16 protein-coding genes and 1 pseudogene are annotated in these 19,523 nt (G+C 66.9%); 8 read left to right on the plus strand and 9 right to left on the minus strand.

Annotated features, from left to right (window positions below; translation table 11 throughout):
- Positions 1 to 90: 90 nt before the first annotated feature.
- Positions 91 to 438, minus strand: a complete 348-nt coding sequence (locus tag FFS18_RS09025; RefSeq protein ID WP_120217303.1) for an RNA-binding S4 domain-containing protein — start codon at positions 436 to 438, stop codon at positions 91 to 93.
- On the minus strand, positions 435 to 3,227 hold the full coding sequence (locus tag FFS18_RS09030) for a helicase-related protein (RefSeq protein WP_137870525.1): 2,793 nt from the start codon (positions 3,225 to 3,227) through the stop codon (positions 435 to 437). The genes FFS18_RS09025 and FFS18_RS09030 overlap by 4 nt, the downstream gene beginning before the upstream one ends.
- A 298-nt stretch (positions 3,228 to 3,525) precedes the next feature.
- On the opposite strand from FFS18_RS09030, the gene FFS18_RS09035 reads away from it, so the two are divergent.
- The 5 genes from FFS18_RS09035 (at position 3,526) to FFS18_RS09055 (ending at position 9,633) form a co-directional block, all read left to right on the plus strand.
- Positions 3,526 to 5,040 carry a M23 family metallopeptidase gene (locus tag FFS18_RS09035; protein ID WP_249340350.1) on the plus strand — a complete coding sequence of 505 codons (1,515 nt, stop codon included), beginning with the start codon at positions 3,526 to 3,528 and terminating at the stop codon, positions 5,038 to 5,040.
- Between the two features lie 240 nt (positions 5,041 to 5,280).
- A complete protein-coding gene (hemB, locus tag FFS18_RS09040; RefSeq protein ID WP_137870527.1) occupies positions 5,281 to 6,279 on the plus strand; it encodes a porphobilinogen synthase in 999 nt (332 codons plus the stop codon).
- Positions 6,276 to 6,818 carry a GNAT family N-acetyltransferase gene (locus FFS18_RS09045; RefSeq protein ID WP_137870528.1) on the plus strand — a complete coding sequence of 181 codons (543 nt, stop codon included), beginning with the start codon at positions 6,276 to 6,278 and terminating at the stop codon, positions 6,816 to 6,818. Before hemB ends, FFS18_RS09045 begins: the two co-directional genes overlap by 4 nt.
- Positions 6,815 to 9,082: a fused MFS/spermidine synthase gene (locus tag FFS18_RS09050; protein ID WP_137870529.1), complete on the plus strand. Its 2,268-nt coding sequence runs from the start codon at positions 6,815 to 6,817 to the stop codon at positions 9,080 to 9,082. The genes FFS18_RS09045 and FFS18_RS09050 overlap by 4 nt, the downstream gene beginning before the upstream one ends.
- Positions 9,079 to 9,633 (plus strand): gamma carbonic anhydrase family protein, encoded by a 555-nt coding sequence (locus tag FFS18_RS09055; RefSeq protein WP_137870530.1) that lies wholly within the window; start codon positions 9,079 to 9,081, stop codon positions 9,631 to 9,633. The genes FFS18_RS09050 and FFS18_RS09055 overlap by 4 nt, the downstream gene beginning before the upstream one ends.
- A 159-nt stretch (positions 9,634 to 9,792) precedes the next feature.
- Here FFS18_RS09055 and FFS18_RS09060 read toward each other — a convergent pair whose 3' ends face one another.
- The 7 genes from FFS18_RS09060 to FFS18_RS09090 form a co-directional block, all read right to left on the minus strand.
- The gene (locus FFS18_RS09060) at positions 9,793 to 10,365 is read right to left on the minus strand and encodes a urate hydroxylase PuuD (protein WP_137870531.1); all 573 of its coding nucleotides are present in this window, start codon (positions 10,363 to 10,365) and stop codon (positions 9,793 to 9,795) included.
- A 294-nt stretch (positions 10,366 to 10,659) separates the two neighbouring features.
- The gene (locus FFS18_RS09065) at positions 10,660 to 11,340 is read right to left on the minus strand and encodes an inner membrane-spanning protein YciB (RefSeq protein ID WP_137870532.1); all 681 of its coding nucleotides are present in this window, start codon (positions 11,338 to 11,340) and stop codon (positions 10,660 to 10,662) included.
- Positions 11,337 to 12,263: a signal recognition particle-docking protein FtsY gene (gene ftsY, locus FFS18_RS09070; RefSeq protein WP_137870533.1), complete on the minus strand. Its 927-nt coding sequence runs from the start codon at positions 12,261 to 12,263 to the stop codon at positions 11,337 to 11,339. The genes FFS18_RS09065 and ftsY overlap by 4 nt, the downstream gene beginning before the upstream one ends.
- On the minus strand, positions 12,260 to 13,597 hold the full coding sequence (locus tag FFS18_RS09075) for a MiaB/RimO family radical SAM methylthiotransferase (protein WP_137870534.1): 1,338 nt from the start codon (positions 13,595 to 13,597) through the stop codon (positions 12,260 to 12,262). Before FFS18_RS09075 ends, ftsY begins: the two co-directional genes overlap by 4 nt.
- A complete protein-coding gene (gene dapF / locus FFS18_RS09080; protein WP_137870535.1) occupies positions 13,594 to 14,400 on the minus strand; it encodes a diaminopimelate epimerase in 807 nt (268 codons plus the stop codon). The genes FFS18_RS09075 and dapF overlap by 4 nt, the downstream gene beginning before the upstream one ends.
- Complete coding sequence (locus tag FFS18_RS09085) at positions 14,349 to 14,855, minus strand: DUF559 domain-containing protein (RefSeq protein ID WP_137870536.1); 507 nt, start codon at positions 14,853 to 14,855, stop codon at positions 14,349 to 14,351. Before FFS18_RS09085 ends, dapF begins: the two co-directional genes overlap by 52 nt.
- A gap of 77 nt (positions 14,856 to 14,932) precedes the next feature.
- On the minus strand, positions 14,933 to 16,576 hold the full coding sequence (locus FFS18_RS09090) for a putative bifunctional diguanylate cyclase/phosphodiesterase (RefSeq protein WP_137870537.1): 1,644 nt from the start codon (positions 16,574 to 16,576) through the stop codon (positions 14,933 to 14,935).
- A 249-nt stretch (positions 16,577 to 16,825) separates the two neighbouring features.
- Here FFS18_RS09090 and ffh point away from each other — a divergent pair, with 249 nt between their 5' ends.
- From ffh to rimM, 3 genes and pseudogenes are all read left to right on the plus strand, one after another.
- A complete protein-coding gene (gene ffh, locus FFS18_RS09095) occupies positions 16,826 to 18,283 on the plus strand; it encodes a signal recognition particle protein (RefSeq protein WP_137870538.1) in 1,458 nt (485 codons plus the stop codon).
- Positions 18,284 to 18,322: 39 nt separating this feature from the next.
- A pseudogene (gene rpsP, locus FFS18_RS09100) lies at positions 18,323 to 18,778 on the plus strand (30S ribosomal protein S16); the annotation flags it as partial.
- Positions 18,779 to 18,976: 198 nt separating this feature from the next.
- Positions 18,977 to 19,471: a ribosome maturation factor RimM gene (gene rimM / locus FFS18_RS09105; RefSeq protein WP_137870540.1), complete on the plus strand. Its 495-nt coding sequence runs from the start codon at positions 18,977 to 18,979 to the stop codon at positions 19,469 to 19,471.
- Positions 19,472 to 19,523: the final 52 nt, after the last annotated feature.

Below are 19,523 nucleotides of genomic sequence, written 5' to 3' on the forward strand. Positions count from 1 at the left end.
GGCAGACGGGCCGTCAGGCTCTCTCTTGGCTCGCCTCTATGCCGTGCGGCGGCGGTGCGTCAACGCCTAGCGCACAGTTGCGAATCACTCTCACTCGATAGGGTCGGGCGCCGGATTTGGATGCACAGCTTTTCCATCGCCGCTGATAGCTGGGCTGGCGGCTGGCGGTCCCGCGTCGAGATTGCGATAACAGGCCCGCGCCTCGGCGGCGGGGCCGCGGCGGACGGGCAGGGCGAGCAGGCGCACCACCTCGATCCGCTCGCCGACCGGCAGCACCAGCGTCTGTCCGACATGCACCGCGCAGGACGGGCGGGTGACCCGCCGACCGTCCAGCCGGATATGTCCTGCCGCGACGATCGCCTGCGCCAGGCTGCGCGAACGGGCGAAACGCAGGAACCACAGCAGCTTGTCCAGCCGGATACTGCCCGCCGCGCTCATCCGTCCTTGCGGCTTTCGGCGAGCAAGGCGGCAAGGCCCGCGAACGGACTGTTCGGCGACGCGCCACGCCGCGCCGGGCGATCGGGACGCGGCGGGCGCGGTGGATCGGCGCGGGGCTTGTCGGTCCGCGGCTGTTCGGGCGCCCGGCGCTTGCCCTTGCCCTGCTGGACGGGCGGGCGCCGAACGTCGCTGTTCGCGGCCCCCTTGCGCGGCGCGTCGGCGCCCTTGCGCCGCTGTTTGCGGCGCGGCCGCTTGTCGGGCTTGCGCAGCCCCGACCAGCGCCAGCGTTGCAGCGCGGGTTCGCCGACGCTGCGAAAGCCGAAACTGCCGAGCAGCCCGCGCCGCGTTTCTTCGTCGAGCCCGAGCGAGGTGGCGAGCGCGGGGTCGATCACAAAGCCCGGGGGCGGCGCCGCGGCGACGCCTTCGGTTTCGTCGGCCGCGTCCTGATCGTCGTGGTGGTGGTCGTCGCTACCCGCGATCGGCGCGGTTGGCGGCGCCGATGCCTGCATCCGCGCAGCATGTGCCTGTCGCGCCAGCTTTTCGGCCATGTCGATCCGCAGCCAGCCGGTGGCGCAGCGGCGAAAGCCCGCGATCACCAGCCCGGCATGGGTGCCGGTCTTTTGCAGCACCGCGCCGTGCGGCGGCAGTGCGGGCACCGGCGATCCCTGCTGCGCCGCGATCAGCGCCGCGCGCCAGCGCACCGCCTCGGGCTTCAGCAGCGTGGGGTGAAAAATGTCGAGCGAACCGATCGTGAAGCCCAGCTTGCGAAGCTGCGGGCGTTCGTCGGCGGCAAGCGCGTTCAGCTGGTCCTCGACCGCGGCACGGCCGATCATGCCGCTGTTGTCGGTCAGCGCGGCGAGGAGCGCACGGACCCGCGGCGGGGTGAACAGATCGCCCGCCGCTTCGCCCATCGCGGCGAGCGGACCGGCGTGGCGCGCCAGTTGCGCGGCGATGAAGCGGTGGAGCCGTTCGGTGATGGCCTGCACCTGGACGGGTTCCAACCGCCGCAGCGACGGATCGACCAGCACCGACGGCTGCACCAGCGTCGGCCCCTTGGCCAGCGTCGCTACCGGATGGCCGTGCCAGGCAAGCCGCGGCGGCGCGCCGGGTTCGGCGATCAGCGACAGCGCGCTGTCATCGCCCTCGGCCAGCGCCGAGGCGCGGCGCGCCAGTTCGGCGCGCAGATGCTTTTCGGCGGCAGCGAGCAGCATCCGGTGATCGCTGGCCTTCGCCACCGGGTCGACCTTGAACTGAAAGCCCTTGAGCGTGCCGATCGCCTCGCCGTCGACCGCGACGGTGCCGTCGGGGCCGACCGCGACCGGCAGCGCGGCGTTGCGTTGCCCCGCGTCGCGCAGCAGCAGCGCCAGCCGCCGGTCGACGAAGCGCTGCGCCAACGCCGCGTGCAACGCGTCGGACAAGCGCGATTCGAGCGCCTGCGTTTGTTCGGTCCACCCCGCGGCGCCCGCGATCCAGTCGCCGCGCTGCGCGATGAAGCACAAGGTGCGGACCGCGGCGATGCGGCTTGCGAGCTGGTCGATGTCGCCCTCGACATCGTTGAGCTTGGCCAGCCGCCGCGCGAACCAGTCGGGATCGATCATCCCGTCGCCGCTCGTGCGCCATTGCCATAGCTTGAACACCGTCCGGCTGTGGTGCTCGGCGCCCAATTGTTCAAAATCGGGCAGGCCGCAAATGTCCCACAGGCGCTGAACCGCGTCGAAATCGCCGCCGCGCGCGCGCACCTCCATGTCGCCCGCCAGATGCTTGAGCACCGCAATGTCGACCGCTTCGGGGGCGGGGCGCAGCGCGGGCCCGGTCGGCGGCTGTGCGAGGTCGGCGAGCAGCTGGTCGAGCGAGCCGAAGCCGGGGGTCGGATTGCGCCAGAAGAGACTCGGTAGCGGCGGGAAATGATGCCCCTCGATCGCGGCGATTTCCTCGGGCGTGAAGCCGCCCTGCGGCTGGCCGACGGTGCCAAAGCTGCCGTCCTGCTGGTGGCGTCCGGCGCGGCCCGCGATCTGCGCCATTTCGGCGATCGTCAGGCGGCGGAGGCGCCGCCCGTCGAATTTCTGCAAACTGGCGAACGCGACATGCTGGACGTCGAGGTTCAGCCCCATGCCGATCGCGTCGGTCGCGACGAGATAATCGACCTCGCCCGCCTCGAACATCGCGACCTGGGCATTGCGCGTCTTGGGGCTGAGCGCGCCCATCACCACCGCGGCGCCGCCCGAAAAGCGGCGCAGCATCTCGGCGATCGCATAAACCTCCTCGGCCGAGAAAGCGACGATCGCCGATCGTTTGGGCAGCCGCGACAGCTTCGACGTCCCCGCATAGCTCAAGGTCGAAAAGCGCGGGCGAGTGATGATCTCGGCCTCGGGAACCAGGTTTTTCACGAGCCCGCGGATGCTCGCCGACCCCAGGATCATCGTCTCCTCGCGGCCGCGCGCGCGCAGCAGGCGGTCGGTGAAGACATGGCCGCGTTCGGGATCGGCGCCGAGCTGCGCCTCGTCGATGCCGACGAAGGCGACATCGCGTTCGATCGGCAGCGCCTCCATCGTGCCGAGCAGATAGCGCGCATCGGGCGGAATGATCCGTTCTTCGCCGGTGACCAGCGCGACTTGGCGCTCGCCTTTGATCGCGACAACCCGGTCGTACACCTCGCGCGCCAGCAAGCGGAGCGGAAAGCCGATCATGCCGCTCGAATGGGCGGTCAGGCGCTCGACCGCCAAATGGGTTTTGCCGGTGTTGGTGGGGCCAAGGACAGCCTTGACCGGCTGGGAAGAGGATGACGTCATTTTCTTGGGGACCAAGCTGGCATGGCGGCAGGCACGGCGCAACCGCCGATCGTCGAATGGTCGGCGGGCGACCGATTTTTCCGCGCCTGTTGCATAATATCCCACCCCCGCCACGACTGACCGCAACCCGCCGCTGCGCAACCGCCATTAAATTGACTTTAACGACCTTTCTTTACAGACAGGCGGCCGAATATCATTCGGCGGCCGGGTTATGGGAGGCCCGCCGAGCGGGGGTTGCAGTTTGTTCCAGCGTCACGAACCCATCGCGGGGATGTCCGGCAATGCCGCCGCCCTCACGATGTCGCAAGCGATCCCGCTGCGGCGCGCCGACGCCGATTCGGACGCGCTCGGCTGGCGCGACCGGCTGGCACAGCTCGATCTGGTTCCCGATCTTGGCGATAATATCGGTTCGGCCGAATGGTGGCGCGGGCTCGCGACATTAACCCTGCTGTGCGGTACCGCGATCGCTACCTTCCCCGGAATTCAGCCGCTTAGTATCGGCGGCGCTCCGGCGCTTGGCACGGCCGATTTCAACGAAGCGCGCGCGCAAATGATCGTGCCGCTGGCGCTTGGTGGCGACACCGGGCGCCATATGGCGGCGACCGATGCGGTGCGCCCGCTGACCCAGACCCCCGAACGGCCGCAGATCGAACTCACCGCGACGCTTGGCAGCGGCGACAGTTTTGCGCGGGTTCTCGAACGCTCGGGCGTCGGCAGCGGCGAGGCGCAGGCGCTGGCGAATCAGGTATCGACCGCGGTGCCGCTCGCCGACATCGCACCGGGTACGCGCATCGACCTCATCCTCGGCCGCCGCGCCGCGCGCACGATGCCGCGCCCGGTCGATGCGCTGGCGATGCGCGTCCGCTTCGACCTGCGCATCGAAATGGAGCGCGAGGGCGACCGACTGGTGATGCGCCGCATCCCGATCGCGGTCGACACCACCCCGCTCCGCATCCGCGGCCGGGTTGGTGACAGCCTCTATCGCTCGGCGCGCGCCGCCGGGGCGCCGGCGACAGCGATCCAGTCCTATCTGCGCGTCATCGGGCGCCAGATTTCGGTCGGCAGCGACATTCGCGCCAGCGACGAGTTCGACATCATCGTCGATTACCGCCGCGCCGAAACCGGCGAGAGCGAAACCGGCAAGCTGCTCTATGCGGGCCTGATCCGCGGCGGCAAACCCAAGCTGTCGATGCTCGAATGGACGGTCGACGGTCGCACCCAATGGTATGAGGCGTCGGGGGTCGGCGAACAGCGCGGCGGCATGGCGCGCCCGACCAACGGCCGCATCACCTCGACCTTCGGCATGCGCCGCCACCCGATTTTGGGTTATCGCCGCATGCACAGCGGCATCGATTTCGGCGGCGGTTATGGCGCGCCAATCTATGCGGTTACCGACGGTGTGGTCACGATTGCCGGTCGTCACGGCGGCTACGGCAATTTCGTCAAACTGAACCATGGCAACGGCCTCGGCACCGGCTATGGCCATATGAGCCGCATCGCGGTGCGTCCCGGCCAGCGCGTCAATCGCGGCCAGGTGATCGGCTATATCGGCTCGACCGGCCTGTCGACCGGCCCGCATCTCCATTACGAACTCTATCGCAACGGCCGCGCCGTGAACCCGTCGTCGGTAACCTTCGTCACCCGGGCTTTGCTCGAGGGCAAGGCGCTCGCCGATTTCCGCGCCCGCATCCGTCAACTCACCGCCGTCGCCCCCGGCGCGGCGCTGACCCCGATCGCGGCGAAACAGGTGGAGGGGCCGAAGCTCGGCAGCCTCGCCGATGTCGCGTCGAAACGGGCCGAGGGTGGAATTTAGCCCATTTTCCTCCCCCTTGATGGGGGGGGGCAGCGAAACTTGCCAGCTTGCTGGCTTAGTGTAGCGGTGGGGGTGGGCTCTCGGCCTGCGATAACGGTGCAAGGACGCACCATCACCCCCATCCAACTTCGCCTAGCCGCTTCGCGCCAAGGCTGCGTATCCTTCCCCCATCAAGGGGGAAGGGACCAAGCCATCCCAATATCCATTTGCCCCGCGCCCGCACGCCGCTATGCACGCCGCATGACCCACGCTGCCTATCCCGACCTCCGCCTCCGCCGTACCCGCCGCACCGGCTGGAGCCGCGCGATGGTGCGCGAAACGACGCTGGCGCCGTCGAACCTGATCTGGCCGCTGTTCGTCTGCGACGGGTCGGGTACGGAAGAACCTATCGCCAGCCTGCCCGGTGTCTCGCGCTGGTCGATCGACCGCATCGTCGATCGCGCCCGCGACGCGGTGGCGGCGGGCATCCCGTGCCTTGCGCTCTTTCCGTACACCCAGCCCGACCGGCGGAGCGAGAACGGCGCCGAGGCGCTCAATCCCGATAACCTCATGTGCCGTGCCACCGCCGCGATCAAGCAGGCGCTCGGCGACGACATCGGCGTGCTGACCGACGTCGCGCTCGATCCCTACACCAGCCACGGACAGGACGGGCTGTTGGGCGACAGCGGCTATGTCCTCAACGACGAAACCGTCGAGGTGCTGGTCGGACAGGCGCTGAACCAGGCGCGCGCCGGCGCCGACATCATCGCGCCCAGCGACATGATGGACGGCCGCATCGCCGCGATCCGTGCGGCGCTGGAGGCCGAAGGCTTCGGCCATGTCCAGATCATGAGCTATGCGGCCAAATATGCGTCGGCCTTCTACGGCCCGTTCCGCGACGCGGTGGGCTCGCACGGGTTGCTCAAGGGCAACAAGAAAACCTATCAGATGGACCCCGCCAACGCCGAAGAAGCGCTGCGCGAAGTCGCGCAGGATCTGGCCGAAGGCGCCGACAGCGTGATGGTCAAGCCCGGGCTGCCGTATCTCGACATCGTCCGCGCGGTGAAGGATCATTTTGCGGTGCCGGTCTATGCGTATCAGGTGTCGGGCGAATATGCGATGATCGAGGCAGCGGCGGCGGCAGGCGCAGGCGACCGCGACGCGCTGGTGCTCGAAACCCTGCTTGCGTTCCGCCGCGCCGGGGCGTCGGGGGTGCTGACCTATCATGCGCTCCACGCCGCGCGGCTGCTCGGCGCATGATCGAAACCGAGCGGCTGCGGATGCGATCGTGGCGCGACGACGATGTCGCGCCGTTTCAGGCGATCTGCAGCGACCCCGATGTCATGGCGACGCTCGGCCCGCCGCTGGACATGGATGCGACCGAGGCGCTTGTCGCGCGGATGCAGGGACTCGAGGCCGAATATGGCCATTGTTTCTGGGCGCTGGAGCGACAGGCTGACGCGCGGCTCATCGGCTGGTGCGGGGTCATCCGCGGCACCGTTGGTCCGGTAGCGGGACGCGCCGAGATCGGCTGGCGACTGGCGCGCGATTGCTGGGGCGCAGGATATGCGACCGAAGCGGCATGGGGCGCCGCCCGCTGGACTTTCGCAAATCTCCCCGATCCGGACGTCTGGGCGATCACCGCGCGCCGTAACGATCGTAGCCGCGCCGTCATGGAGCGGCTTGGCATGCGCCATCATCCCGACCTTGATTTCGATCATCCGAAGCTGGCGGCGACCGACCCGCTCTGCCCGCATGTCGCCTATTCGATGCCGCGCCCTGTACCGGAGACTACATGACCCTGTCCGATTCCCTGTCTCCGCGCCGCTGGCTGTTCGTGCTGACCATCCTGGTCGGCAGCTTCCTGCTGTTTCAGGTCCAGCCGATGGTCGCCCGCATGGTGCTGCCCAAATTGGGCGGCGCCCCGGCGGTGTGGAACAGCGCGATGCTGGTCTATCAGGCGCTGCTGCTTGGCGGCTATGCCTATGCGCATTGGCTTGGCCGTTTCGACGTGCGGCGGCAGGCGATCATCCATGTCGCGCTGTTTCTGGTCGCCGCGCTGTGGCTCCCGATCGGCATCGCGCAAATCGCTCCGCCCGGTGCCGGGCAAGAAGCCTTGTGGGTGCCGCTGCTGCTGCTCGCGTCGATCGGCCCCGTTTTCTTCGTCGTTTCGGCGCAGGCGCCGCTGATGCAGCGCTGGTTCGCCGCCGATGCTCGCGCGGGCGACCCCTATTATCTCTACGCCGCGTCGAACCTCGGCAGCTTCGCCGGGCTGATCAGCTATCCGGCGCTGGTCGAACCCAGCCTGCCGCTCGCCGCGCAAAGCTGGGGCTGGACCGCGGGCTATGCGTTGCTCGTGCTGCTGGTCGCGGCCTGTGCCGCCGCGCGCTGGCATGGCCGATCCGCCGATCCGGCCGTCGATGCCGCCGCCACCGACGAGCCGCGACCGACTTGGCGGCGGCAGCTCCACTGGCTGTTGATTGCGGCGGTGCCGTCGGGGCTGATGCTGTCGACGACGACGCACCTCACCACCGACATCGTCGCGATGCCGTTGCTGTGGGTGCTGCCGCTCGGGCTGTACCTGCTCAGCTTCGTCATCGCCTTTTCGACGATGGACCGGCTGACCGAGGTGATCACCTTCATCGCGCCCGCGGTGCTGCTCGCGGTTGGCGGGCTGGCGCTGCTGAGTTCGGGCGGCGGGTCGATGATGGTTGCGATGGCCAGTCTCGCGATGCTGTTCGTCGTCGCGACGGCGCTGCACGGCTATCTTTATCATTTGCGCCCGGCGCTTCAGCACCTGACCTTATTCTATCTGATCATGTCGGCAGGCGGCGTCGTCGGCGGGCTGTTCGCGGCGCTGTTCGCGCCGCTGCTGTTCGATTGGGTTTATGAACATCCGCTGCTCGTGCTGGCGGCGGCGGCGCTGTTGCCGCTGCCCGCGCTGCTGCCGTGGGACAAATGGCTGCGCCTGTCCGCCAGCCGCGCCACGATCGCGGTTGCGGTGCTGGTCGCGATCGCGGCGTTCGCAAGCTGGCATATGGTGAGCGAGTGGGGCGGCGTGCTCGAAGGGGCGACCGCTGCCTGGGGGATTGTCATTTTTGTCATCGGGCTCTTGGTGATCGGGTGGCGCTGGGCGTTCGTGGCGACGCTGGCGCTGTTGATGATCGGGGTCGGTGGCTGGGACACGGTGCAGGAAAGCTTCACCGGCGCGCGCGTGCGCAGCTATTTCGGCGTTTACACCGTCACCGATTATCCGGCGCAGCAGCAGCGGCGTCTGGCGCATGGCACGACGCTGCATGGGCTCCAGCGCACCGATCCCGCGCATCGGCGCGAGCCGACGACCTATTATGGGCCGAAGTCGGGGGTCGGGTTGACGCTCACCAAGGCCGAAGCGCTTGCCGGACCGGGGGCGTCGGTCGGGATCGTCGGGCTGGGCGCGGGGACGCTCGCCTGTTATCGCAAGCCCGGCCAGCAATGGACGATTTTCGAAATCGATCCGGTGATGGTCGATATCGCCCGCGATCCTGCCAAATTCACCTTCCTGTCCGATTGTGCGGGCGACAGTCCGATCGTCATTGGCGACGCGCGGCTGAAGATCGCCGAACAACCCGCGGGGCGTTTCGACATTCTGGTCATCGACGCCTTTTCGTCCGACGCGATCCCGCTGCACCTGCTGACGAAAGAAGCGATTGGCATCTACCAGCGCGCGCTGAAACCCGATGGCATTTTGCTCATCCACATCTCGAACCGCTTCTTCGGGCTCGAACCCGTGCTGGCGGAGGAGGCGCGGGCGCGCGGCTGGTCGAGCGCCATTCGGCTCGATCCGGGGCCGCCCGAATATGGTATCGACGACCTGACCGGGTCGAACTGGGTTGCGTTGACCGCGACAGCGCCGCGGATGCAGCAACTGACCGGCCGCCTTCGCCCGCGCGACGCCGCGCGCGAAGACGGCGCCTGGGTGCCGCTGGCGGCGCGTCCTGGCTTCCAGCGCTGGACCGACGATTATGCCTCAACTCTGCCCGTGCTCATGTGGGGCAGCTTGATCGGAAAGCGTGACGAATGACCTATCGCGACGTCAGTATCATCAGCGTCAACGGCAAGACGCCGGCGATCCACCCCAGCGCCTTCATCGCGCCGGGTTGCCGCATCATCGGCGACGTGACGATCGGCGCGGACGTCAGCATCTGGTATAATTGCGTGCTGCGCGCCGATGTCAGCCGCATCGTGATCGGCGCCCGCTCGAACATCCAGGACGGCAGCATCGTCCATTGCGACGGCCCGATGCCGCATCGCCCCGAAGGCTTTCCGACGATCATCGGCGAGGATGTGCTGATCGGCCATCTCGCGATGGTCCATGGCTGCACGCTCGCCGACCGGGCGTTCGTTGGCCTCAAGGCGACGGTGATGAACGGCTGCCGGATCGGCAGCGATGCGATGCTGGCAGCGGGGGCGCTGCTCACCGAGAATAAGGAAATCCCCGATCGCGAGCTCTGGGCGGGATCGCCCGCGCGCCGGGTGCGCGAGATCGACGACGCGCAAGCCGCGGGGATGCAGATGGGCGTGGCGCATTATGTGATGAACGGGCGCCTGCACAAGGCAGCGGTTGAGGGCTGATTCCGATGCCCGTCTATAAACCCGTTCGTGTCGAGCGAAGTCGAGACACGTGGCGGTCGTAGGCGGCCTTGGGGTGTCTCGACTTCGCTCGACAAGAACGGAATAAGAAAAGGGCGCCCCGATCTCTCGGAGCGCCCCCTTTAAGCCGTCACTGCCAGCTTAGCTGAAGTTCACCATCGCATAGAGCATCGGGATCGACAGCAAGGTGTTGGTGCGCGAAAAGATCATCGCGGTCTTGGCGGCCTTCGCCTTGGTCGCATCATCCGCCTCGACGATGCCCAGCGCCTTCTTCTGGTTCGGCCAGATCACGAACCACACGTTGAACGCCATGATCAGACCCAGCCACATGCCGACACCGATCAGCTTGTACGGATCCTGCAGTCCCAGCGCGGGCGCCAGATACTGGGCGTGACCGGCGATGGCAATGCCCAGCAGCACGGTGACCAGCGCCGCCCAGCGGAACCAGAACAGCGCGGCGGGCGCGATATGCTTGCCAACCGCGGGTTTCAGTTCGGCCGGGATTTTCGGCATCGTCGGGATCTGGACGAAGTTGAAATAGTAAAGCAGCCCGATCCACAGCACGCCAAAGAAAGTGTGCAGCCAGCGCATCACCGCATTGGCAGCGGCCATGCCGTCCTCGAAATTCTGGCCGTTGAGGCCCAGCATCAGCACGATGGCCAGCACCAGCCCGGCGCCGAGTACGGCGTGCAGATTACCGAAAAACTTGTCCATTATGTTCCCCCTCGCTTTGTGTGCGGCGCGGCGCGACCCCGTGCCCTGCGGGTTCTATGCCAGCGTCGGGAGTCTTGCTCAAGCGTGGTGAAAAGGGCGTGGGCGCCGGGAGGGACGGGGGTGATGAACGTAGGCCCAAATTATTACTCGTCACCCTGAACTTGTTTCAGGGTCCAATGGCCTGCCACTTCCTTCGACGCCGCCCCAAATTCCAGCTCACGCCATGGATGCTGAAACAAGTTCAGCATGACGAGGTCTTGAAGTCCGTTTTTGCCTAAAGCCGAGCTAGCCGAGCTATTTCTCGACGGTTGCTTCCTCAGGCACCGACAGCCCGTTCTTCAGCATCACCGGTACCTGCGTCAGCGTGAACAGGAACGACAATGCCGTAATCCCCCACACCTTGACCGTCAGCCAGGTGTCGAAGCTGAATTCGCCGCGCTGGATCAGGACATACATGACATGATTGGCGATACCGAGCGCGGCAAAGAACAGGCCCCAGTTGCGCGACAGCAGCAGCCAGCCCTTTTCGGTCACCCCCTCCAGCGCCGACTGGAGCAGATATCTCAGCATCGGTTTCTTGAACCACCACCCGCCGAGCAGCAGCACGGCAAAGGCGCCATAGATGATCGTGGGCTTCATCACGATAAAGCGCTCGTCGTGAAACCAGATGGTCAGCGCGCCAAAGCCGATCACTAGCACCCCCGACAGCCAGAGCATGGGCGAAATCTTGCCGAGCTTCCACTTCGACACCGCCATCGCGATGACGATCGCGACCATGAAGGCCACGGTGCCCTTGATCGCCGCCGCGGTCGCAGCAAACGCGCCGTCACCGTCGGACGTGAATTTGAAGGTCAGGAAAAAAACGAGGAGCGGCCCGAAGTCGATCACGAAATTGAGCCAGCCATGCTTGGCGGGCGGGGTGGCGGGAATGGCTTCCGGGCCGGTCGGCGGCACGTCGATCGGGGAGGCGGTCATCGAATATTTCCTGCAATAATGGCGGCGATCTCGTCGGCATCGAACGGGCGAAGATCGTCGATGGTTTCACCGATGCCGATCGCGTGGATCGGAAGCCCGTGGCGTTCGGCCGCCGACACCAGCACGCCGCCGCGCGCGGTGCCGTCGAGCTTGGTCATCACCAGCCCGGTGACCCCGGCCACTTCGCGGAACACGTCGATCTGCGACAGCGCATTCTGCCCCGTCGTCGCGTCGAGCACGAGCACGACATCGTGCGGCGCGGCGGGATTGAGGCGGCCGAGCACGCGCTTGATCTTGGCGAGCTCGTCCATCAGTTCGCGCTTGTTCTGCAATCGCCCGGCGGTGTCGACGATCAGCACGTCGATGCCCGTCGCGGTCGCCTGCTTCACCGCGTCGAACACGATGCCGGCGCTGTCGCCGCCCTCCGGCCCCGCCATGATCGGCACGCCCAGCCGTTCGGCCCACACCTTCAATTGCCCGATCGCGGCGGCGCGGAAGGTGTCGCCCGCGACCAGCATCACGCCATAATCCTGTTCCTGGAACAGGTGCGCGAGCTTGGCGATCGTCGTCGTCTTGCCCGATCCGTTGACCCCGATCACCAAAATGACCTGCGGGCGGGGGAAGGCGTCGATGTCGAGCGGTTCGGCGACGGGGCGCAGCACCGCGGCAATTTCCTCGGCGACGATCTGGCGGAGGTCCTCGGTGCCGTTCGCCGCGACGTCGCGCCGCTCGGCAAGACGGTCGCGGATGCGCGCGGCCATCGCGGGGCCGAGGTCGGCGGTGATCAACGCCTCCTCGATCCGGTCGAGGTCCTCCTCGTCGAGCCGTGCCTTGCCGGTCAGCCCGGCGAGATTTTCTCCGAGCCGTTCGGAAGTTCGGCGAAAGCCGCCGAGCAGCCTTTCGCTCCAGCTTTGGCCGATCATGCGGCGATGTCCTTTTTCTCGATAGGGGTTGCGACCATGCGGTCGCCGTCGCGCGCCGCCAGGCGCACGTCAAGGATCGTGCCGGGCGCGGCGGGCGCGGTCAGCGTCAGCGCGGCGAAATTTTCGGCGTGACCGCTCAGTCCGTCGCGCTCGACGAGCATCGATGCGGCGCGGCCAATCTGCGCGTCGAGCCAGCCGTGCCGCCGCTGCGCATTGGCCTCGCGCAGCGTCGCCGCGCGTTCGCGCGCGATGGCGCGGCCGACCTGCGGCATCCGCGCGGCGGGCGTCCCGGCGCGCGGGCTGTAGGGAAAAATATGGCCAAAGACGATGTCGCAATCGTCGATCAGCGCCAGCGAATTGGCGAACATCGCATCATCCTCAGTCGGGAATCCCGCAATCAGGTCCGCGCCGATGACGATCTGGGCGCGTGCGGCCTTCAGCCGTTCGGTCAGGCGCACCGCGTCGGCACGGCGATGGCGGCGCTTCATGCGCGTCAGCACCATATCGTCGCCCGCCTGCAGCGACAGATGGACGTGCGGCATCACGCGCTTTTCCTGCGTCAGCAGCGCGAACAGCGCATCGTCGATGCGATCGGGATCGAGCGACGAAAGACGCAGCCGCTCGATCGGCAGCGTCAACAATGCTTCGACCAGCGCGGCCAATGTCGTGCCGCTGTCGTCGCCATAGCTCGCCAGATCGACCCCGGTGAGGATGATCTCGCGCTGACCGCGGTCCAGCGCGGTGCGGGCCGAATCCAGAACCGCATCGACGGTCGCCGACCGCGCGGTCCCGCGCGCCAGCACCGTCGCGCAAAAGGTGCAGCTGTGTGAACAGCCGGTCTGCACGCCTAGGAACGCGCGCGCGTGGTCGGCGCCGGACAGGGCGGGGGCATAAGGCAAACTGCGCCCCTGCGAAGGCAGGGGCCCATCACCTACGCTCTCGTCTTGCCGTCGCCCTTCGTTTGCTGACGCGATGGCAGAAGATGGACCCCCGCCTTCGCGGGGGAACGGGGGAGAATTGGGAAGATAGCTCTCCGCCAAACCCTTGGCGTCATTCCGCACCACCCGCGCGCCCATGTCCGCAAAGCGCGCAGCCTCCAGCTCCGCCGCGCACCCGGTCACCACCACCTCGGCGCCCGGTCGCTCGCGCAGCGCGCGGCGCACCGCCTGCCGCGCTTGCCGCACCGCTTCGTCGGTCACCGCACAGCTGTTGAAGACGATCGTGTCGGTTGCACCAGCGGCACCGACCGCTGCCCGGATCGCCTCGCCCTCGGCAATATTCAGCCGACAACCGAAATTGACGACCTCGTGGCGGTCGACGACTGCTGCGCTCATCCGAACTGCGCCCAGTCGGTCTCGCCCTCGTAAACGCGCGTCGCCGCGCCGCTCATCACGATCGGCTCGCCCGGCGCCCAGCGGATGATCAGGTCGCCGCCGGACAGCGCAACGGTCACCGGCGACTGGACGAGGCCCGCGCGTATCGCCGCGACCGCGGTGGCGCAGGCGCCGGTGCCGCACGCCTGCGTCAGCCCGACCCCGCGCTCCCACACGCGCAACTGCAACTGGTTGTCGCCGTCGAGGCTCGCAACATTGACGTTGACGCGCTCGGGAAACAGCGGGTCGGTCTCGATCCGCGGCCCCAGCGCGTCGAGCGCGACCGCGTCGGCCTCGGGGACAAAAAAGACGATGTGCGGGTTGCCGACATTGACCGCGGCGCCATGTTCCAATTCGTCCCACGCCACCGGCATGTCGCGGGTGTCCATCGGCATCGCGAGCGGGATATGTTCCCAGTCGAACACGGGCTCGCCCAGCACCACCTCGGCACCACCATCAGCCGGCGTTACGCGCAGCATCCCCCCCAGCGTCTCGATCACCGCGGGCTGGCCGATCAGCGTGGCGACGCAGCGCGTCGCATTGCCGCACGCCTCGACCTCGCCGCCGTCGGCGTTGAAGATCCGCATCTTGACGTCGGCACTGGCCGACGGTTCGAGCAGGATCAGCTGGTCGCACCCGATGCCATGGCGCCGGTCGGCGATCGCATGCGCACGCGCCGGCGTCATCTCGACGGGCGCCACGCGCGCGTCGATCACGACAAAATCATTGCCCAGCCCGTGCATCTTGGTGAAGCGGTCCGCCATGATCGCGCATGTAAGGGGGCGGGGCAGGGAAGTCTAGCGATGCGGGTCAGGGCGCGACCGTGGCTTCCGCTCTCTCCCCTCCCTGGAAGGGAGGGGCTGGGGTGGGTGCCGCCGAGGCACTCGGCGGCGCGGCCTAGGACAAACTCCGCCGCACCGATCGGGTTGGCAATGACGTCAGAATTCCAGAGACGGACCACCTGCCAGCCAATACTTTCGAGATACTCGGTGCGGTCTTCATCATAGGGTTGCCGGTCTAGATGATGGCTCCCGTCGAGTTCGATTGCGAGCTTGGCCTCGCGGCAAGCTAGGTCGACAATATAGTGGCCCACGACAAGTTGCCGGGTGAACGGTGGTCGATAACGTGACAACAGTCGCCATAGCTTGCGTTCTGCAGGGGTCGAATCGCGCCGCAATTGCCTCGCGCGTTCGGTCATGAAGGGTGGGATGCGGTGCATTAGCCGAACGTAGAACGGCGAGCTGCGCTCGCCAACCCACCCCCGACCCCTCCCTGAAGGGGAGGGGAGAAGAAGCACTACGCCGTCTTGCGTAGCGGCTCGGCGCCCGCCGTGTCCGACCCCGTATCGGGGCTCGTCGGCGGGAGCATCGGCGTGCGGAGCAAGCCGCGGTCGGCGAGCAGGCGTTCGGTGTCGGCGGCCGATGCGGCGCGCCCGAAATACCAGCCTTGACCCTTGGCGCAGCCCAGCCGCGTCAGTTCGATCGCCGTCGCTTCATCCTCGACGCCTTCGGCGGTGATCGGCATCGCCAGGCTTTCGCCCAGCCGCACGATCGCGACGACGATCGCCTGCGCATCCGGGCTACCGCGCATCGCGGCAACAAAACTGCGGTCGATCTTGATCCGGTCGAACGGCAGCGCGCGCAGGTGCGACAGCGACGAATAGCCGGTGCCGAAATCGTCGAGGCTCAGCGACACGCCCTGATTCTTCAGGCTGGTGACGATCGAACGGACGAGCGGCAGATTTTCGAACAGCGAGCTTTCGGTAATCTCGACCTCGAGCTGCGCGGCGGGGAAACCCGTTTCAACGAGCAGCTTGGTAAGCTTCTGGCTGAACCACGGATCCTTCAGCTGCTGCGGCGAAATATTGACCGCCAGCATGATCGACGGATCCCAGCTTTTGGCGATTTCCATCGCCTGGCGGATCACCTGAAGCGACAATTCGCCGATCAGCCCGCTTTCTTCGGCCACCGGAATAAAGCGTTCGGGCGGGATCATCCCATATTCGGGCGATTCCCAGCGCATCAGCATCTCGAACCCGACCAAGCGGCCGCTGGCGATATCGACCTGCGGTTCGAAATGCGGCACGAATTCGCCGCGCGGCATGCCCTCGCGGATCCCCGTTTCGATCTGGTTGCGGACCTGCACCGCCATCTCCATTCCAGCCTCGAACCAGCAGAAGCGGTTCCGCCCCTCGTCCTTGCAATGATACATCGCGATATCGGCCTGGCGGACCATGGTTTCCATCGTCACGCTGGCATCGTCGGCAAGCGCGATGCCCAGCGACGCGCCGATGCGGATCTGCTGCGCATCATGGGCAACCGAATTTTCGAGCGCGGCCACCAGTTCGGCGGCGAGCGCGTCGATCGTCGCGCGCGCGGACGGCTCGAACGCCAGCATCGCGACAAATTCGTCGCCGCCCAGCCGTGCCTTGGTGGCATTGGGGGGCAGGATCGCCGAAATTCGTTCGGCGGCGACCTGCAGGACGCGGTCGCCCGCGGCGTGGCCGTGGATGTCGTTGACGGTCTTGAAATGATCGAGATCGAGCAGGAACAGCGCGACATGGCGCTTGCCCGCGATCGCATCGGCGATCTGCTGCTGGCCGGTGGCGAGCAGCGAACGACGGTTGAGGAAGCCGGTCAGCGGATCGGTATCGGCCAGATAGCGCGCGCGCTGCTCGGCTTCGGTCCGCTCGCGAATCTCGCGGTGCAGATCGTCATAGCGGCGCCAGCCGAACAGGATCAGCGCGACGTTCAGCACCATCGCCGCGGCCAGCGCGCGGTCAGGACCGCCGCCGATTCCGACCATCGTGTTGACGATCGCCTGCATCACCGTGCTGCCGGTGCCGACGAACAACAGGATCGCGGCAACGACGATGCCGCCGGCGACGATGTCGCGTTTGGCCCCGGTGCTGCGGTCCGGCTGTTTCGGCGTATCGATCATTTGGCTTTTCCCCACCATCCCGGCTGTAATGCACGCAAAGCGGTGAAATTTGGGTTAAGTCGGGCCCGGCGTCGCTTGCTTGCCTTTGCCGGGTGATCGGTGTATTGGCGCGCCGTTCGACCGCGTCTTGCGAGCGAACATATCGATGTCCGCGACGGAAAGTCTGTCCACGGATAGCCGCTGGTTGGCGAGGTTTCGCTCACCGGCGTCTTTTGCGTTGCGGGCGTCGAAACGAAGGATTTGAGGCGCATGTTCGACAGTCTGAGCAATCGGCTTGGCGATGTTTTCGGGAAGCTCCGCGGCCGCGGCGCGCTGACCGAGGCCGACGTGCGCGCCGCGATGCGCGAAGTGCGAATCGCCCTGCTCGAGGCTGACGTCGCGCTGCCCGTCGTGCGCAGCTTCGTCGATCAGGTCACCGAACTTGCGATCGGCCAGAACGTCCTGCGCTCGGTCACCCCGGGGCAACAGGTGGTCAAGATCGTCAGCGATGCGCTGACCGAAATGCTCGGCTCCGAAACCGCCGAGCTCGATCTTGCCGTCGCCCCGCCCGCCGTGATCATGATGGTCGGCCTGCAAGGCTCGGGCAAGACCACGACCACCGCGAAGATCGCAAAGCGGTTGAAGGACAAGGAGCGCAAGAAGGTGCTGATGGCGTCGCTCGACGTCAACCGCCCCGCCGCGCAGGAACAGCTCGCCATCCTCGGCAGCCAGATCGACGTCGCGACCCTCCCTATCGTCGCAGGCCAGCAGCCGGTCGAAATCGCGCAGCGCGCCATGCAGGCGGCGAAGCTGCAGGGCTTCGACGTGCTGATGCTCGACACCGCGGGCCGCCTCCACGTCGACCAGCAGCTGATGGACGAGATGCAGGCGGTGTCGCGCACCGCGAACCCCGCTGAAACCCTGCTCGTTGTCGACAGCCTGACCGGCCAGGACGCGGTGCAGGTCGCGCAGCGCTTCACCGACCAGGTGCCGCTCACCGGCGTCGTGCTCACCCGCATGGACGGCGACGCGCGCGGCGGTGCGGCGCTGTCGATGCGCGCGGTCACCGGCAAGCCGATCAAGTTCGCGGGTACGGGCGAGAAACTCGACGGGCTGGAACTTTTCCAGCCGTCGCGCATCGCGGGCCGCATCCTCGGCATGGGCGACGTCGTCAGCCTCGTCGAACGCGCCGCCGAAACGATCCAGGCCGAAGAGGCCGAGGCGATGGCGGCGAAGATGGCCAAGGGCCAGTTCGACCTCAACGACCTCCGCACCCAGCTCAATCAGATGCGCCGCATGGGCGGCCTCGGCGCGCTCGCTGGCATGATCCCCGGCATCAAGAAGGCGCAGGCCCAGATGGCTGCGGGCGGCGCTGACGACAAGATGCTCATTCATTTCGACGCGATCATGGGGTCGATGACCCCCAAGGAACGCGCGAAGCCCGAAATCCTGACCGCGAAGCGCAAGATCCGTATCGCCAACGGGTCGGGGACCACCGTGCAACAGGTCAACAAGGTGCTGAAGATGCATCAGGAAATGGCCAGCGCGATGAAGAAGATCCGCAAGATGGGCGGCCTCAAGGGGCTCGGCGCGCTGTTCGGCAAGGGCGGCGGCATTCCCGGCATGGGCGGCCCAGGCGGTTTGGGTGGCGGCGGCGGCCTCCCCGGCCTTGGTGGAGGCGGATCGATCCCGCCCGAACTTGCCAATTTGATGAATAAAAAGAAGTAATTAAACCCGAATTTCAGTTACAAGAAAAAGGAAAATATCATGGCAACCTCCATTCGCCTCGCTCGCGGCGGTTCGAAAAAGCGTCCCTATTACAAGATCGTCGTTGCTGACTCGCGCAGCCCGCGCGATGGCCGCTTCATCGAGCGTATCGGCAGCTACAACCCGCTGCTCGCCAAGGATAATCCCGAGCGCGTCAAGCTCGACGCGGACCGCGCGAAGCATTGGCTGAGCGTCGGCGCCCAGCCGAGCGACCGCGTTGCCCGCTTCCTCGACGCTGCGGGCGTCAAGGAACGCGCTGCACGCAACAACCCGAACAAGGGTGTCCCGGGCGAAAAGGCGAAGGAACGCGCCGAAGAAAAGGCCCAGAAGATCGCTGATGCCGCCGAAGCGGCTGCCGCTGCCGCCGCCGCTCCGGCGCCGGAACCCGAAGCTGCTGAAGAAGCAGCTCCGGAAGTGGCCGCCGAAGAAGCTGCTGCCCCCGAGGCCGCAGAATCGGATGCGACCGGTTCGGTGAAGAGCGAAGAAACCGCCGAAGCGGTGGCCGAAGCCGTCGCCGACGAAGTCCCCGCCGACGCGACCGCCGAAGACGCGACCGCGATCGCCGAAGAAGTCGCCGAAGGCGGCCCGGTCGCTGCCGAAGCCGAAGAAGCTCCGGCTGCTGAAGCTGGCGAAGAAAAGGCCGAAGGCTAAACCTTGTCCGACGCGAATCGCCCCGTCACCCTTGCCGCCATCGCCGGCGCGCACGGGGTGCGGGGCGAGGTGCGGCTCAAACTGTTCGGCGAAGGCGCGGAGGCTCTCCGCGCCTTTTCCGTTTTCAACGCGGGCGACCGCACGCTGACCCTCAAATCGGTGCGACCGGCCAATCAGGGCGCGGTCGCGACCTTTGCCGAGGTGGGTGACCGGAGCGCCGCCGAAGCGCTTCGCGGTACCGTCCTCACCGTCCCGCGCTCGGCGCTGCCGCCGCTCGGCGAGGGCGAATATTATCACCACGACCTCATCGGCCTCGCCTGCGTGTCGACCGACGGCGCCGCGATCGGCCAGGTCGTCGCCGTCGAAAATTTCGGCGCGGGCGACATCCTCGAAATCGAAAAGCCCGGCGGCAAGCGCTTCATGGTGCCGATGAATGCTCGGGCGGTCCCGGCGTGGAACGACGACGGCATCACTATAAACGCGGCATTCGTCGAGTAACGACGGCTTTGGGTTGGGGAGCGGACGTTGCCGATCCTCCCCGGAACGGGGA

Origin of the sequence: Sphingopyxis sp. 2PD, from assembly GCF_005503695.1 — a bacterium.
Classification (GTDB): Bacteria; Pseudomonadota; Alphaproteobacteria; order Sphingomonadales; family Sphingomonadaceae; genus Sphingopyxis.